The 14,274-nt window shown below is 44.5% G+C and carries 19 protein-coding genes; 12 read left to right on the top strand and 7 right to left on the bottom strand.

Annotated features, from left to right (window positions below; translation table 11 throughout):
- Window positions 1-240 precede the first annotated feature (240 nt).
- The 4 genes from LP107_RS09075 to LP107_RS09060 all read left to right on the top strand — a co-directional run bounded on the left by LP107_RS09075 (window position 241) and on the right by LP107_RS09060 (window position 5,527).
- Window positions 241-3,987: a tape measure protein gene (locus tag LP107_RS09075; protein WP_264676212.1), complete on the top strand. Its 3,747-nt coding sequence runs from the start codon at window positions 241-243 to the stop codon at window positions 3,985-3,987.
- Window positions 3,988-4,089: 102 nt separating this feature from the next.
- The gene (locus tag LP107_RS09070) at window positions 4,090-4,422 is read left to right on the top strand and encodes a phage tail protein (RefSeq protein WP_078275314.1); all 333 of its coding nucleotides are present in this window, start codon (window positions 4,090-4,092) and stop codon (window positions 4,420-4,422) included.
- Window positions 4,423-4,457: 35 nt separating this feature from the next.
- Window positions 4,458-4,847, top strand: a complete 390-nt coding sequence (locus LP107_RS09065; protein ID WP_078275313.1) for a hypothetical protein — start codon at window positions 4,458-4,460, stop codon at window positions 4,845-4,847.
- Complete coding sequence (locus LP107_RS09060; protein ID WP_264676213.1) at window positions 4,844-5,527, top strand: phage minor tail protein L; 684 nt, start codon at window positions 4,844-4,846, stop codon at window positions 5,525-5,527. Before LP107_RS09065 ends, LP107_RS09060 begins: the two co-directional genes overlap by 4 nt.
- Before the next feature lie 41 nt (window positions 5,528-5,568).
- Here LP107_RS09060 and LP107_RS09055 read toward each other — a convergent pair whose 3' ends face one another.
- Entirely contained in the window at window positions 5,569-5,799 is a 231-nt protein-coding gene (locus LP107_RS09055; protein WP_078275311.1) for a TA system antitoxin ParD family protein, read from the bottom strand.
- A gap of 172 nt (window positions 5,800-5,971) precedes the next feature.
- On the opposite strand from LP107_RS09055, the gene LP107_RS09050 reads away from it, so the two are divergent.
- From LP107_RS09050 to LP107_RS09040, 3 genes are all read left to right on the top strand, one after another.
- Window positions 5,972-6,568, top strand: coding sequence for an antA/AntB antirepressor family protein (locus LP107_RS09050; protein ID WP_264676214.1), 597 nt, complete (start codon window positions 5,972-5,974; stop codon window positions 6,566-6,568).
- Entirely contained in the window at window positions 6,565-6,753 is a 189-nt protein-coding gene (locus tag LP107_RS09045) for a hypothetical protein (protein WP_078275309.1), read from the top strand. Before LP107_RS09050 ends, LP107_RS09045 begins: the two co-directional genes overlap by 4 nt.
- Window positions 6,754-6,820: 67 nt before the next feature.
- Complete coding sequence (locus tag LP107_RS09040; protein ID WP_078275308.1) at window positions 6,821-7,597, top strand: C40 family peptidase; 777 nt, start codon at window positions 6,821-6,823, stop codon at window positions 7,595-7,597.
- Here LP107_RS09040 and LP107_RS09035 read toward each other — a convergent pair.
- Both LP107_RS09035 and LP107_RS09030 read right to left on the bottom strand, forming a co-directional pair.
- On the bottom strand, window positions 7,569-7,874 hold the full coding sequence (locus LP107_RS09035) for a HigA family addiction module antitoxin (RefSeq protein WP_078275307.1): 306 nt from the start codon (window positions 7,872-7,874) through the stop codon (window positions 7,569-7,571). The two genes, LP107_RS09040 and LP107_RS09035, sit on opposite strands and share 29 nt — an antisense overlap.
- 14 nt (window positions 7,875-7,888) lie before the next feature.
- Window positions 7,889-8,167, bottom strand: coding sequence for a type II toxin-antitoxin system RelE/ParE family toxin (locus LP107_RS09030; protein WP_078275306.1), 279 nt, complete (start codon window positions 8,165-8,167; stop codon window positions 7,889-7,891).
- Between the two features lie 85 nt (window positions 8,168-8,252).
- On the opposite strand from LP107_RS09030, the gene LP107_RS09025 reads away from it, so the two are divergent.
- The 5 genes from LP107_RS09025 to LP107_RS09005 all read left to right on the top strand — a co-directional run bounded on the left by LP107_RS09025 (window position 8,253) and on the right by LP107_RS09005 (window position 10,866).
- On the top strand, window positions 8,253-8,837 hold the full coding sequence (locus LP107_RS09025; protein ID WP_264676215.1) for a tail assembly protein: 585 nt from the start codon (window positions 8,253-8,255) through the stop codon (window positions 8,835-8,837).
- 24 nt (window positions 8,838-8,861) lie between these two features.
- Window positions 8,862-9,218 (top strand): hypothetical protein, encoded by a 357-nt coding sequence (locus LP107_RS09020; protein ID WP_264682758.1) that lies wholly within the window; start codon window positions 8,862-8,864, stop codon window positions 9,216-9,218.
- On the top strand, window positions 9,215-9,874 hold the full coding sequence (locus LP107_RS09015) for a hypothetical protein (RefSeq protein WP_264682756.1): 660 nt from the start codon (window positions 9,215-9,217) through the stop codon (window positions 9,872-9,874). Before LP107_RS09020 ends, LP107_RS09015 begins: the two co-directional genes overlap by 4 nt.
- A gap of 108 nt (window positions 9,875-9,982) precedes the next feature.
- Window positions 9,983-10,300: a phage holin family protein gene (locus LP107_RS09010; RefSeq protein WP_078275302.1), complete on the top strand. Its 318-nt coding sequence runs from the start codon at window positions 9,983-9,985 to the stop codon at window positions 10,298-10,300.
- Between the two features lie 23 nt (window positions 10,301-10,323).
- Complete coding sequence (locus tag LP107_RS09005) at window positions 10,324-10,866, top strand: D-Ala-D-Ala carboxypeptidase family metallohydrolase (RefSeq protein ID WP_244893697.1); 543 nt, start codon at window positions 10,324-10,326, stop codon at window positions 10,864-10,866.
- A 53-nt stretch (window positions 10,867-10,919) separates the two neighbouring features.
- Here LP107_RS09005 and LP107_RS09000 read toward each other — a convergent pair whose 3' ends face one another.
- The 4 genes from LP107_RS09000 to LP107_RS08985 all read right to left on the bottom strand — a co-directional run bounded on the left by LP107_RS09000 (window position 10,920) and on the right by LP107_RS08985 (window position 13,703).
- Window positions 10,920-12,140 carry a tyrosine-type recombinase/integrase gene (locus LP107_RS09000; RefSeq protein ID WP_078275300.1) on the bottom strand — a complete coding sequence of 407 codons (1,221 nt, stop codon included), beginning with the start codon at window positions 12,138-12,140 and terminating at the stop codon, window positions 10,920-10,922.
- A gap of 219 nt (window positions 12,141-12,359) precedes the next feature.
- Window positions 12,360-13,049 (bottom strand): ribose-5-phosphate isomerase RpiA, encoded by a 690-nt coding sequence (gene rpiA / locus LP107_RS08995; protein WP_078275398.1) that lies wholly within the window; start codon window positions 13,047-13,049, stop codon window positions 12,360-12,362.
- Between the two features lie 107 nt (window positions 13,050-13,156).
- Entirely contained in the window at window positions 13,157-13,465 is a 309-nt protein-coding gene (locus tag LP107_RS08990) for a type II toxin-antitoxin system RelE family toxin (RefSeq protein WP_078275399.1), read from the bottom strand.
- Window positions 13,440-13,703: a type II toxin-antitoxin system Phd/YefM family antitoxin gene (locus tag LP107_RS08985; RefSeq protein WP_065255890.1), complete on the bottom strand. Its 264-nt coding sequence runs from the start codon at window positions 13,701-13,703 to the stop codon at window positions 13,440-13,442. The genes LP107_RS08990 and LP107_RS08985 overlap by 26 nt, the downstream gene beginning before the upstream one ends.
- Window positions 13,704-14,274: the final 571 nt, after the last annotated feature.

Here is a 14,274-nt window from a genome sequence, read left to right as displayed (position 1 = left end):
GACCGCAATGATTACAAGTTGTGTGAGAACTTTCATCATTTACTCCTTACATTCGGTGGGGAACTGCATTTACCAGGTAGCAGATTCACAACCTACAAGGCAAGGCTCCTACCCCTTGCCTTGATATATATATTATAGGTTAAACCTATCAAAAAAGCAAGTATTTTTTAAAATATTTGCTTTTTTATTGCCTGTTTATTTTGTAACCGTCCGAAAGGGCGGTTTTTTATTGGGGGTAATATGGAACAGACATCACGGTTAAGTATTGTTATTGATACGGGCAATGCTCAAAGAGACTTGCAGAATTTACGTCGTGCTTTGGCGGATTTGGAGCGTTCTGGCTCAAGTACAGAGCAAAGCTTGGGTGATGTGGGCAATAGTGCCAATCATTTGACAGGGGCAACAAATGCCACAACAAGCGGACTTAATCGCATGGGTGGGGCAAGTGCCACGGCAAGTCGTGGTCTTGCTAATGTCAGTCGCTCAGCAAGCGGTGCAAGCGGTCAAGTGCAAACCCTTGGTAGTCGTTTAAGGGAGGTACAAAACCGCCTGTCATCTTTACATGGTCTTATTGCAGGGGGCATGTTTGTGGGTGCTAGTCTCTCTATCGCTAAGACTGTCGACCACATGCAGGAGCTAAACAGTCAAGTTAAGCTAGTAACGGCAAGCCATGAAGAGTATGTGGCGGTCAATGAACGCTTGCACCAAATGGCGAACAAGAATCTAACGGACATCTCAGCAACCACAGGGCTTTATACGAACTCCGCTCGGGCTTTAAGCAATCTAGGTAAATCCCAAGAAGAAGTCCTAAAATTCACAAATGCCGTAAGTTTGGCAATGGGTGTAGGTGGTAAGTCAGCGACCGAACAGGCGTCTGCTATTTTGCAGTTGGGTCAAGCCATGCAATCAGGCGTGTTACAGGGCGATGAATTTCGCTCATTGGCGGAAAACGCCCCCATTCTCCTTGATTTGGTGGCGGAAAAATTGGGTAAAACCCGTGCAGAAGTGCGTGAACTTGCATCTGAGGGTGCTATCACATCAGAAGTGATTTATAACGCTTTGGCGGACGCTACACCCAAATTACAAGCCATGTTTGACAAAATGCCTGTAACCATGAGTCAGTCTTTTGGCGTGCTACGCAACAATTACAAAAAGTTTGTGGGCGATTTTGTCAATGACACCACGGGCTTATCTGGCGTGGTGGCAAAGTCATTATTGGGCATAGCTAATAATTTTGAAACGCTTGCCAAAGGCTCAATCGCTGTGACAGGTGTGGCATTGGTATCACTTGCCAGTCGTGTTACTTTAACCACAACAGCGTTTAGTGCGTTGGGTAAGGTCGTTATGGCACATCCTGTGGTTGCGATGACGGCAGGCGTGGTAGCGTTGGCAAGTGCTTTTTATGGTCTTGATGATGTGCTTAATACCACGGGCATTATTTTTAGTGATTTGTTCGGCGTGGTTAACATGGGCTTGCAGGGCTTGTCAGATTTGGCAGAAGCGGTGGCGTTTAACATATCAAACAGTTTTAATGAAAGCACCGAACAGACTAGCCAAGGATTTGCCTTATTTTTCGCCAACACCCAAAGTGGGTTTGCAGGGCTTATCCAAGGGGTTATGCGTATATTAGCGTCCGCCATATCCACGATAGGCGGATTTTTTAAATGGGTAACTAATGGTGTTTATCAGGCAGGTAGAGCCTTTGGCAATCTAGTTATTGCCGTGGGTAATGCCATTAAAGCCACCGCCAATAGTGTATCGCAAGCCGTCATTAGCATGATAAATGGTGCGATTGACCAAGCTAACGGCATGATACAGGGGTTAAATAACGCATTGGCTTTGACTCCTTTTAACATTCGCATGAACATCATCCCCAAAATTGCAGGCATGGGATTTAACTTTAAGCAAAGTGACTATCTGTCACTAAGTGGCGATTCTTTGTCTGCCAATATTGGCAGTGTCATGGATAATATCATGCCCTATGCAGACAGCTATGGGACAAACCTTAGTAATCGTGTCCAAGACAAGAAAGCGACAACTGACCTAACCAAAGCCATGGGAGCTAATACCCAAGCTACCAATGCCAATACCAAGGAGCAGAAAGGCGGTAAAGATGGCAAAGGTGGTGGGAGCAAGGATGATAAGTACACCTACACCGCCAAAGACATTGAAGCCTTAAAACGTGTTCAAGGTTTGATTTATGGTAGCGACCTAAAAAAATACGCTGAACAAAAAGGCGTGCCTGTACATATGCTTGCAGGTCTGATGATGCAGGAGTCTCGTGGTCAGCAATACGCAAAAAGCCCAACAGGGGCGATAGGGTATTTCCAAACCACAAGCGGTTATCGCAAAGATATGGGCATGAGCCGTGAAGACAGCTACGACTTGATTAAATCGGGTACAAAAGCCATTGATTTTCTAGTCCAATCCTATAGAGAATTTGGCGATTGGGAAAGTGCGATACGTTCGTATAATGCAGGTCGTGGTGGTACAAGACAGTTTAATCGCACAGGTCGAGTCACAGGTAGTGAAGCACGAAACAAAGAGGTGCGTGAATATGTGCCAAAAATTAATAAATGGTCAGCATGGTTCAACTCAGGCAATGGGGGCTTGGGGAAAAACCAAGACATCGCCAAACAAAATCAAGCGTTTTTAGAGAACGAACAAAAAAATCTTGAAAAGCTTGCCAAAATGCGAGAGCAGATAGAAGTCCGCTTTATGGACAGATATACCAAGCAACAGTATGAGTTTAAAAAACAGCTTGAGGAGATTGATAAAGCGGAGTTTGATGAGAACACGGCAACAGGGTGGAAGCAACTTATTAAATATAGATTTGATGAGACACAAGCTTACCATAAAAAATCTACCGACTTGGAATTAAATGGCTATCGCCTAAATGCACTTGAAAAGTTAAAGATTGAAAAGGAGCTGGCACAACACAAAACCAACCTAAGCACCGAGCTATCCCGTGAAGAAAAAGCCATACATTATCAAGCAATAGAGGATAAATATGCCTTTGATGTTGAGCAGTATCAACTGGCACAACAAAAAAAGGTGGATGAGTTTGAGAAAGCGTTTAAGCAGACTCGAAACTCGGGCTATATGGCAGAATACAATGATGTCATGTATCAGAAATATTTATCGCCTCATCAATACAATAAATGGCAGTTGGATAGAACCCATGAGTCCAACAAATCTGATGAAGAAGGGCGTTATAATGACGTCTTAAAATCCATTAATGAAAAGGACGAGACGGGTAATTTTGCCATTACCGATTTTAACGAGCGTAGCAGACTATTGCAAGAAGCTAAAATCATACATGAAGAACAGATGTATGCAATTACCGCTTTGTATAGCGAAAAAACCCGACAGCTTGAAGCTGATAATCTTAGCATGACTTTGCAGGGCTATGGCTCAACATTTGGGGCGTTGTCGGGTCTTGTCAAAGACTATGCAGGCGAGCAGTCATCGGCATACCGTGCCATGTTTGCCGTATCAAAGTCTTTTGCTTTGGCACAGGTTGGTGTAAAAATGGGTGAGGCGATTGGGCAAGCGTGGGCAGACCCGTCAGCGGTAACCACATGGCAAAAAGTGGCGAATGTGGCAAAGGTTACCATAGAGCAGGGTCATTTGATTAACATGATAAATGCCATTAACCCCAAAGGCTTTGCCACGGGTGGTTATACGGGCAACATGGGTGTAAACCAAATCGCAGGCGTGGTGCATGGTCAAGAGTACGTTTTAAATGCCAAAGCCACAAGACGGATTGGTGTTAACAATCTTGAACGGCTTAACAATGGTGGTGGCATTGGTGGCAATGTGAATAATATCAACGTCCATGTAACCGTGAACTCTGACGGTAGCAACGTCCAAGCCGATACCCAAATGGGCAAGCAGATGGGTGAAGCCATGGCAAAAATCGCTCGGCAAGTCATGATACAAGAGACCAAACAAAACGGACATCTTGACAGGCTATACCGCAGATAAACAAAAACCCAACTGGTGCAAACAGTTGGGTTTTTTATTACCCCTTTAAACGATACTTAAAAGGATAACTTGTGGTAAATTTTAACATAGAATTGGCAAAAAATGAAAACCTTTACATGGGACATATCCACAGACAGTAGCGAAACTACCGCCTTAAATACCACCATAACCGCTTTTAATGATGGCTATGAGCAGGCGGTAAGTTTTGGTATAAACAATAGCCGTAAATCATGGCAATGTAGCAAAACAGACAAAAAAGCGGTGATTGATGAGATTTACCGCTTTTTGATTGACACAAAAGGCGTGGAAGCCTTTAATTTTACGCCAGTAGCCGATGAACCAAGTATCAAAGTCCGCTTAGATGGGGAAATATCCCGCCAAAAGCAAGGTGGCGATGTTTGGCAAATCAGTTTTGGCTTAAGGCAAGTTTTTTAACCGCCCCACATGGGGCTTTTTTAATGGAGAAAATCATGAGCAACACCCAAAAACTAACCATGCTATCACGCTTGGAAGCTCAAACCTTGCAGTCCTTTATCGCACAAGTGGACGCATGGCAATACACCCACGGCGAAAAAGCAGGCACGGTAGAGATTATCTACTACCCCGAAGATGAAGGCTTTGATGTGTTTAACGCTGAGATAAACCACGGACTTTTAAAACGCAATCGTGCCAGTCTGTTTCGCACTGAGATTTTGGCATGGGGAGCGGGTCAATTAAAACAGCTACAAGGCTGGGACAACTCAAAAACCATCAATGCCTTTGCCGTGTCCTACAAAGACGGTAAATTTGGCGTGGCGGTGGACGTGGCGGATAAGACTGCCGAGCCTGCCAAAACAGACGAATCAAGCGAGACATTATGAGCTTTAACAGTCGTGTAGAGCAGTCAGTCGTACAGGGTTTTATCACCTTGTACGAATTGGACGCTCGTAAATTTGGGGGCGATGTTTACCGCTTTCACGGACACAACCATGACCAAAATGGGGGCGTGATTACATGGCAAGGCAATGAATACCAAGCCATCGCCATAACCGCTGACGGGCTAGAAGTCCGCTCAGACGGCAAGGCAAGCACGCCCACGCTTACCGTTCATAACGACATTGGCGGTGTGCCACAAGCCTTGCGGTATTTATGCCTGCGATATGGCGATTTTGCAGGGGTAAAGCTAAAAGTTATCCACACCCTTGCTGAGTTTTTGGACAGTAGCGATGATGAGCATTACAAAGTACAGCATTGGTACATCGAGCAAAAGACAAGCGAGACGAATGCCACCACTACCTTTGAGCTGTCCAACCCCGTGGACTTTGAGGGCTTAAAAATCCCCGTAAGGCAAATCACGAGCTACTGCCATGAGGCGGTGTGCGGTCGCTATCGGGGCGAGGCGTGCGGATATACAGGCACGGCACGGTTTACCATAGACGGTAAGCCCACCGATGACCCTGAGCAGGACAGGTGCGGTGGACGGCTGTCCGACTGCATGCTCCGCTTTGGCAAAAATGCCGAACTACCCTTTGCAGGCTATCCTGCGTCTAACCTAACCTAGGGGGATATATGTTAATGCTATTGGGATTGGGGATAAACCGCTTAATCAAGCGGTTTTTTTAATGATTGGATTTCTTTCATAATGTCCGTCAATGCGTCTGTAATATCTATGTATTGAGTTGGGGGTTTTTGCTGGCGGTTTTCTAAGCCAACTTGCAACAAATGAACCGCCTGTGCATTCACAGAGCGTCCGTCATCTTTGGCGGATTTTTCTATTTGCTCCTTTAATTCTTGGGGAATGCGTAAGTTAAATTGGGGGTCGGAACGAGCCATACAAGCACCTTTTGAAAAAATTTACAAATATTTTAACAAAAATACTTGACTTAATCAATAGTACAGTGCTATTATTAGCACCGTACTAATACGGTACGCAATAAAAAGCCCCTTGCAGACCGTCAAATCAAACAAGGGGCTAGAATACTAACCACTGATAAGGAAATATCCTATGAGTAATGTAACACAAAAGCCCCTTGAAAATCAAGGGCAGTTTGTAACCGTCTTTAATGGCGAAATCAACCAAACCACAGAAATGCTATGCAATGCCCGTGAATTGCATAAATTTTTGGGCGTGGGTCGTGATTTTAATACTTGGATTAAAGAGCGTATTAAAGAATACGGCTTTGTAAAAAATCAGGACTTTGTTTTGGTTGCTCAAAATAGGGGGGCAAAACACAAAACGACTGCTCCCCAAAATGGGGGAGCAAAAACTGGGCGTGGCGGTCATAACAAGGTTGATTACCACATCACCCTTGATATGGCAAAAGAGCTTGCTATGGTTGAGAAAAATGCCAAAGGGCGTGAAATCCGCCGTTATTTTATCCAAATGGAAAAACAGGCACTACAATCCACCCAATCCTTGACGGCTCAAATTACTGAGACTTGCATTACTTTACAACATTTTGATGAAAATCTATCAAAAGCAGGTTGGTATCTGGCAACACACGGCAAACAGACTAAGCCACAACTCAAAGCAAAACTTACTGAACTTTTGCAAAAAGCCCAGCCCTATCTCCCCTTCGTTGAGTTTGGAGGTGCAAAATGAGCTACGACCACATGAGTAAACACGACATTGCCTCTCTTGCCCGTGAAAATCTGCATTGGGTCAGTACGCTCATCACCCTTGCCAAGAAAAATGGGGCGTATAGCGAGACTTTGCTTGATATTGCCGAGTATTTGTCAGACACGCATTATAGCGACTTTGACGAGATGGCAAACGAGATGAAATAACCCTCAACCACACAAAACCGCTCTCCTATTGTAAATTTGGGGGCGGTTTTTTTATTGGGCAAGCAAAATGCGATTAACCAAAATTTTAAAAGATGACATCCACGCCCACGCCAAATCCGCCTATCCTGCCGAGTGCTGTGGGCTTATCATCGGGGGCGAGTACTACCCCTGCGATAACATCGCCCATGACCCTACCCAAACCTTTGAGATAGACCCTGTGCAGTATGTGGCACTATCGTACAAAGGCGAGATACAGGCGATTGTTCATAGCCACCCCAACGGCAATGCCGAACCGTCCGAAGTGGACAGGGTGCAAATGGGCTTGCACGGGGTGGATTGGGTGATTTGCGGTTATGGCATTCACGCTGACGGGGCGGAATATTGCGACATCAAACGCCACAAACCCACCACCTACACCGCCCCACTGCTCGGGCGTGAATATCATCACGGGGTGCAGGATTGTTATAGCCTCGTGCGTGATTATTATAAGCGTGAGCTGGGCATTGAGCTACCAGACTTCCCACGCATTGATGATTGGTGGGAAGATAAAAGCCATGAACCACTTTATCAAAACAACTTTAAAAAAGCAGGCTTTGACGTGGTGCAAGACTTACAAAAGCATGACGTTATCCTATGCCGTGTGGGTCGCACGCATCACATTAACCACGCTCTAATTTATTTGGGCGATGGCAAGCTAAACAGCGAGACCACACCGCCTGTGGTAGGCAACAGCCTAGTACTGCACCACCCACACGGCAGGTTATCCGTGCGTGAAGTATATGGTGAGAGCTGGGGTAAACGCACGGCGTTGGTGGTTAGGCATGGGCAACTTCATGAGGGCTGATAAAATCCAAACTGTCGCCAAGCGTAGTTTCGGCAAGGCGAAGCTCATAGGTGGTTTGTAAGTTTAGCCAAAATTGTGCCGTACCGCCAAAATAACGAGCCAAACGCAAAGCGGTATCAGCCGTAACGCCACGCCGCTGCCGCACGATGTCGTTAATGCGTGCAGGGGTTACGCCCAATGCATTTGCTAAGGCGGTGGCGGACATACCCATTGGGATTAGATATTCTTCACGCAATACCTCACCTGCGTGAACAGGTCTCATGCCATTTTTGAACATTATTAAGCCCCTATTTAGTGATAATCAACAATCTCAACATCATACACGCCATCATCGCCCCACACAAAGCAAATGCGAAATTGGTCGTTAATGCGAATACTATACTGACCTTCTCTATCGCCTGTCAGCTTTTCAAGGCGGTTGGCAGGTGGAATGCGTAGGTCGGCAAGTGCCACGGCATTATCAAGCATGGTAAGTTTGCGAGTGGCAACGGATAAAAAGTTGGCAAATACACGGCTTGACCCTGTTTCAAACAGGCTTTGGGCATCTTTGCACTTAAAACTTTGAATCATGGTTGGTTGTCCGATTGTTGCAATGATTATATTATATATCGGTATTCGATATAAGGCAAGTATTATTTAAAAAAAGGTAAAAATAATGAAAACCATTGAACTACACGGCATTTTAGCCAAAAAATTTGGCAGATATTTTACGCTTGATGTGCAAAGTGCCAAAGAAGCCTGCCACGCCCTAGCGTGCCAAATCCCTGATTTTAGGGCGTTTATGCAGGATAGCGAAAAGCTTGGACTTAGATTTGCCGTCTTTTTGGGTAAAAAACGCACCCAAAAAACCAACATCGGCGAGCATGAGCTTGGCGATACGACCACCGCCAATCATATCCATATCGTGCCACGGGTCATCGGAGCAGGTGGCAAGGTAATGGGCTGGCTACAGGTCGTGGCAGGGGTCGCCTTGATTGCAACAGGCTTTGGTGCAGGTATTGGTGCAGGGGTAATCAGTTGGAGCATGGTTGGGGCAGGTGCTGGACTGCTCTTAGGTGGTGTAACAAGCCTACTTATGCCCACGCCCAAATTGGGCGAGATGAACGAAGACGGCAATCGCCCCAATAACGGCTTTGGCGGTGCGGTAACAACCGTGGCACAAGGCAATCCTGTGCCGATACTGTATGGCGAGCGAGACGTGGGCGGATTTATCGCCAGTGCGGGTATTTATGCCGAATAATGACAAATAAGTAAGGGTAGAACAATGATACACGGTGCAAAAAAGAAACAACCACAGCCCCACCGCCCCCACATCGCCAAAGATGACCTAGTGTCGGTGGAGCGTTATCAGGGGCTATATGGACTGTGCGAAGGGGAGATTTTTGGGCTTGCCGATGGCGGCAGGTCAATCCGCTTAGACGGCACGCCAATCATCAATGCGAGCGGACAGGCTAATTTTACCGACGTGTCGTGGGAGTTTCGCACGGGTACGAATGACCAAAGCTACATCAAGGGCTTTGCGTCTGTCGAAAACGAGACGGCGGTGGGTGTGAGCTTGCCAAGTTTCAGATTTATATTTTTGATGTGGTGGCGACAGAAAAAGAAACTACCGTGGGCATGAATTTGTATGACCGTGAGGGCAATGTTACTTTTAGCAGTCGAAGCCAGCCGATGAGCGTACATACTAAGTATGTCTATGACAGTATACCTGACTCTTACGCATATGTCACAAAACGCGAAGCGTCATTAACTGAATACGGCTATTTCTCAAGAAGCAAATGGGAGGATTATTATTATCTTTCAAAAGGAAACCATAAGTCTGAGATGTGGAACAGATTGAATTCAGGTACAAGAATTAGAGACCTTGTACCTTCAACGATAAACTCCAAGTCTGCGGGTCTGCCCTCTGCAAAAGTTAGATATCTAAGATATTACCCAGCCACTGCAGCTGAATTAGCAGGCTATATTATTAGCATCAATAACGGAGGTTTGCCAAATCCTGTAGAGGGTGATCTGTTTCCAACTTTGGGTGGTCATTACACGCACATGGCTAATAAGCATGTGCTAACTCACACGCCGATATTGACAGCTATCGGCTGTTCAGACAAGCCAGCTGTGCTATTTAGTGTGCCCTTTGATGACATCAAAAGAGATGGCACGGTCAGACACGGTGGTACTTTGCCTGACTCTAGAAGAGTAATATTTACTGGACGCACATCTTTTGATTTTGTTGATATACAAAATTTGCCTTTTCCATTCACAAGGAGACCATCATGACACAACACCACTCCCATAACCACCACCGCCCATCACTGATGGGCTTTTTTATTGAGTAGAGACAAACCTATTTTATGGGGCTAATGCCCCTTTTTTATTGGAGAGACTATGAACGAAAATCAATGGTTACAATTTTTAGTAACCTTACCCTACGTGTTGTTTTTGGCGTTGGGCGGCGGGCTTGCCAATTTTATCATGAAGCTAAATCAAGCGACCGAGCCACAGCCTGTTAAGACATTATTTATAAGGTTTTTGGGTGAGATGTTTTTGGCGGGGTTTGCAGGATTGACAACATTTCTGCTGTGCCGTGAGTGGGGGCTGTCGCTTAACTACACCGCCGTCATGGTTGCCATGGCAGGAAATTTGGGCGGCAAAGCCATCAGTCAGATGTCCAAACTTTATGATAACTTAACCAAACGCCCCTAAGGGGCTTTTTTATGGAGTGAATTATGACAATCAAAGAAATACAAACCGCCATTGGCACAACACCCGATGGCATTTGGGGCAATCAATCCATCCATGCCCTAAGAGTGGCGTTATCAAAGGGTGTGGTTATCCCCATCACAGCCAACATCACGCTAAACGAGCTGTTGGCAAGTCAAACCGCCACACGATATAACATTGATAACATGCCAAACGCACAGGTTCTGGCAAATTTGATTGAAAGTGCGGTTAATCTATGGCAACCTGCAAGAGACATCTTAGGACACCCCATATTTATCACCAGTGGTTATCGTTGCCCTACCTTAAATCGCAGGATTGGTGGGGCGAAAAACTCGGCGCACCTGCACGGCTATGCCATTGATTTTAGTTGTCCTGCCTTTGGCAATACAAGGGCGGTGGTAAAACATTTGGCAGATGAGTTCAAGAAGCGTGGTATAAAATTTGACCAGTGTATTCTTGAATACCCTCAAAGCCCGAACAGTTGGGTGCATCTGGGCTATAAACGCTCAGATGGCGTACAGCGTGGGCAAGTGTTTAGAATTGGGTAAAGGAGGGGGCATGTCATGCACCTCTCACGAAAATAGCTGTTTCTGACAGCCTTTTATCTAAGATTATCTAAATAATCTGCCCAATCTTGCAGCATTTTGGTTCGTTCGGGCAAATACAGGGCGTGGTTATAAATGCCACTTACTGTATTGTCAACATGAGCCATTTGCAAGTTAATGTGCGTGGTATCATATCCTAACCCATGCAAATATGTTGAGCCTGTGGAGCGTAGGTCATGCCCTGATATGTTTTTTAGTCCCATATAGTCTAAGGCACAATTAACCGTCATCGCCCCAATGGGTTTTGTAAAGTCTTTGGGCGATACAAATACAAACTCACCAAGTCCTGTCATGGGGTGCATATCTTTTAACAATTTTATCATCTGGTTGGATAATGGCACAATATGGGGGCGGTCAGTTTTCATGTTGCGTTCGCCTTTTTTGCGTCTTGAAATCTCAGCAAGTGGCACGCTCCATAGCTTGCGTTCAAAATCTATATGTTCCCAACGCATAAACCTTGCCTCTTTGGTTCGGCACATAGTGTAGAGCATTGTCCATATTACGCCTTTGGTTGATGGCATACCGCCATAATTTTGCAGTTTTTGTAGCAGTAGTTTTAGCTCATCAAGGGTCAAATCACGGGCATGGTCAATGGGCGGACGCTCAATCTCACCTTTTGCCCCAATCGTGGGGTCATGCAAGCCACGCACCGACCGCATGGCATGGCGAAATATCAGCCCTGATTGCTGACGGCAAAGCTCGGCGGTTACTTCGCCCGTGCCATGCTTTTTAATATTAGCCCTGACCAGTTTTAGTACTCTATTCATCATCTGTATGATGTCTATGGTGTCAATGTCTTTAATGGCTTTGTTGCCAATCTCAGGCAGGATATAGGTATCTAGGTTATGGCGGATTTGTCGAACATAGCCACTTGACCGCTTGTCTTTGATTTTATCCAAAAAGGCATTGGCGTGATACGCAAATAAATCGGCTCGCTCATCTTTGGCGATTTGCTTTTCTTGGCGTTCTTTGGCAATTGGGTTAATGCCTTGTTTTAGGGCCGCTCTGGCGTTTAGGTGCTTTTCTCGTGCCTGCGATAGACTTATCATCGGGTATTCGCCAAGCAACATCATGGTTGCCTTGCCGTCAAAACTGAAACGGTAATACCAATATTTTTTGCCATTGGGGCGGACTTCAATGCATAGACCTTGCTTGTCTGTTTTGCGATAAAGTTTGTCGGTAGGTTTTAGATTTTTAACTTGTGTGTCGGTTAGCATAAAAAAATTGAGTGTAATGGGCTTTACACTCAATATTATACTCAATTTTTTATGGGTTGCAATGGGTAAAAATGGGTTAAGATGATAAAAGAATAATAATGAAATGCTTTATTTTATTAAATTATGGCTTTAACCATCTTTCATCATCTTTGCCCATTGTTTATCATATATTAGTTATCCATGATTAAGAGCATGTCAAATCCTTATTTTTTATTTGCCTTATCTTGTCGTCTTGTCAAATTTTACCGTACTTACGCCGTCATCGCCTGCTTTTAGCATGATGTGAGCCGACTGACTGGCAAAGATACCATTACACACCACGCCCACGATGTTGTTTAGGGTACTCTCTAGCTCGGCAGGGTCTGTGATGTCCAAATCATAAGTATCCAAAATCACATTACCATAATCAGTGACAAAGTCTTCCCGATAGACAGGCTCGCCCCCGAGTTTGACCAGTTCACGAGCCACATAGGAACGGGCTTGGGGCAGTACTTCCACCGCCACAGGGAATTTGCCCAGTTTGGTGACTGTTTTGGAGTCGTCCACCATACACACAAAGCGTTTGGATGCTACCGCCACGATTTTCTCACGGGTCAAGGCACCGCCACCGCCTTTTATCATGTTGCCATGAGCGTCTATCTCGTCCGCCCCGTCAATGTACAAATCAAGCTCGCCCACCGCATTTAAATCAAAAATTTCAATGCCTAAGGCTCTTAATTTATCTTCGGTCACTTGTGAGCTTGCCACCGCCCCTTTTAGGCGAACCTGTGGCAACAGCTCAATCAAGCAGTTTACCGTACTGCCTGTCCCCACACCCAAAATCATGCCGTCTTCGATGTAGGCAAGGGCGGATTTGGCAACGGCTTGTTTTTGGGCAAGTTTGGGGTCGGTGTGGGCTGTGTTAGACATGATGATTCTCATAAAAATTTGGGGTTATTTTACGCTAAATTTAGCAAAAAATAAATCATAAAAAATCAGCTCTACCATACTAAATAGAGCCAAAGCCTATAAGTGCGTCAAATATTATCATACACCGTATCACGCCGTCCCACCGTAATCACAAGCACCACCAATTTATCATCCCTAACTTCATAAACCAAACGATAACCCACCTTACGAAGTTTGATTTTGTATAAATTCTTAGCATTCGCCCCGTGTAGTTTATTCTTGGGAATGTGTGGATTTAACAGCACTTCTTCTAGCTTTTTTAAAAATTGCTCGGCAATCGTGGCGTTTAATGTTTCAAATTCTTTTAACGCAGTTTCATTAAATTCTAATTCATAAACACGATTTTCATCATTATTGGAATTTGGCTCGTAAGTCATCAATCGTTACCTTTACCGTTTTTTGGTTTTGCCGTTCGTTTGCCAATTTGATGAGTTCTTGGTCGTCTAATGCGTCCAACATTTTTTCGTATAAAGACGCAGGCACGCAATAAAAAGCAGGGGTATTGCGATTTAAAATCGCCACAGGTTCGCCATTGGCGTGGGCGAGTGTGTCCATGGGGCTTTTCTTTAAATCGCTGATACTGGCAACATAACGGCTATGGATTTGGTTTAGCATATAAACTACCTTTTCGGTAAGAGCGGATTAGTGATAGATTGGAGTATTGAGACGTGGTGTTAAGAATATTAAACCAACATGTGAGCGAATATCTAGAATTTTCTTTAAAATATTTTTAAAGATATTTTGTATGCAGTTTTTATCGGAGATATTTTTAGAATAAAATAAGCAAAAAATACTCAGAAATATTTGAAATAAACTTAGATTTTTTAAATGTTCTATATTGGTACTTATCGTTTGTTCAATGACTGAATTTATTATATATTCTATATATTCTAATTTTATCATCATGTCATGTACGTCATTATGTTCATTCATGGGAAAATCAAATACTTTTAAAAGTGCTTTTTATAATACTTTTAAAAGTGCTTTTTGTCAATCTTTTTCCCAAAATTGCTACCCATCCCAACTTATGCTAAACTATAACCTTTTGCAATTAGGAATTGTCATGAAAAAATTTACGCTCATCATCGCCCTATGCCTGCCCCTAACGCTTGTGGCGTGCAGTGCCAATAACGGTCAGGGTGTACGTCCTACTGCCAGCGTGTTGATTGGAAAATGACATTTTGGA

It is taken from the genome of Moraxella bovis (assembly GCF_025985205.1).
GTDB lineage: Bacteria > Pseudomonadota > Gammaproteobacteria > Pseudomonadales > Moraxellaceae > Moraxella > Moraxella bovis.
Note: the sequence above shows the minus strand (reverse complement) of the source record. Positions and strands in the feature narration are given on the sequence as shown.

Coding starts and splice junctions, on each gene's coding strand:
- LP107_RS09075 (WP_264676212.1), top strand. CDS start 241: ATGGAACAGACATCACGGTTAAGTATTGTTATTGATACGGGCAATGCT.
- LP107_RS09070 (WP_078275314.1), top strand. CDS start 4,090: ATGAAAACCTTTACATGGGACATATCCACAGACAGTAGCGAAACTACC.
- LP107_RS09065 (WP_078275313.1), top strand. CDS start 4,458: ATGAGCAACACCCAAAAACTAACCATGCTATCACGCTTGGAAGCTCAA.
- LP107_RS09060 (WP_264676213.1), top strand. CDS start 4,844: ATGAGCTTTAACAGTCGTGTAGAGCAGTCAGTCGTACAGGGTTTTATC.
- LP107_RS09055 (WP_078275311.1), bottom strand. CDS start 5,799: ATGGCTCGTTCCGACCCCCAATTTAACTTACGCATTCCCCAAGAATTA.
- LP107_RS09050 (WP_264676214.1), top strand. CDS start 5,972: ATGAGTAATGTAACACAAAAGCCCCTTGAAAATCAAGGGCAGTTTGTA.
- LP107_RS09045 (WP_078275309.1), top strand. CDS start 6,565: ATGAGCTACGACCACATGAGTAAACACGACATTGCCTCTCTTGCCCGT.
- LP107_RS09040 (WP_078275308.1), top strand. CDS start 6,821: ATGCGATTAACCAAAATTTTAAAAGATGACATCCACGCCCACGCCAAA.
- LP107_RS09035 (WP_078275307.1), bottom strand. CDS start 7,874: ATGTTCAAAAATGGCATGAGACCTGTTCACGCAGGTGAGGTATTGCGT.
- LP107_RS09030 (WP_078275306.1), bottom strand. CDS start 8,167: ATGATTCAAAGTTTTAAGTGCAAAGATGCCCAAAGCCTGTTTGAAACA.
- LP107_RS09025 (WP_264676215.1), top strand. CDS start 8,253: ATGAAAACCATTGAACTACACGGCATTTTAGCCAAAAAATTTGGCAGA.
- LP107_RS09020 (WP_264682758.1), top strand. CDS start 8,862: ATGATACACGGTGCAAAAAAGAAACAACCACAGCCCCACCGCCCCCAC.
- LP107_RS09015 (WP_264682756.1), top strand. CDS start 9,215: ATGAATTTGTATGACCGTGAGGGCAATGTTACTTTTAGCAGTCGAAGC.
- LP107_RS09010 (WP_078275302.1), top strand. CDS start 9,983: ATGAACGAAAATCAATGGTTACAATTTTTAGTAACCTTACCCTACGTG.
- LP107_RS09005 (WP_244893697.1), top strand. CDS start 10,324: ATGACAATCAAAGAAATACAAACCGCCATTGGCACAACACCCGATGGC.
- LP107_RS09000 (WP_078275300.1), bottom strand. CDS start 12,140: ATGCTAACCGACACACAAGTTAAAAATCTAAAACCTACCGACAAACTT.
- rpiA (WP_078275398.1), bottom strand. CDS start 13,049: ATGTCTAACACAGCCCACACCGACCCCAAACTTGCCCAAAAACAAGCC.
- LP107_RS08990 (WP_078275399.1), bottom strand. CDS start 13,465: ATGACTTACGAGCCAAATTCCAATAATGATGAAAATCGTGTTTATGAA.
- LP107_RS08985 (WP_065255890.1), bottom strand. CDS start 13,703: ATGCTAAACCAAATCCATAGCCGTTATGTTGCCAGTATCAGCGATTTA.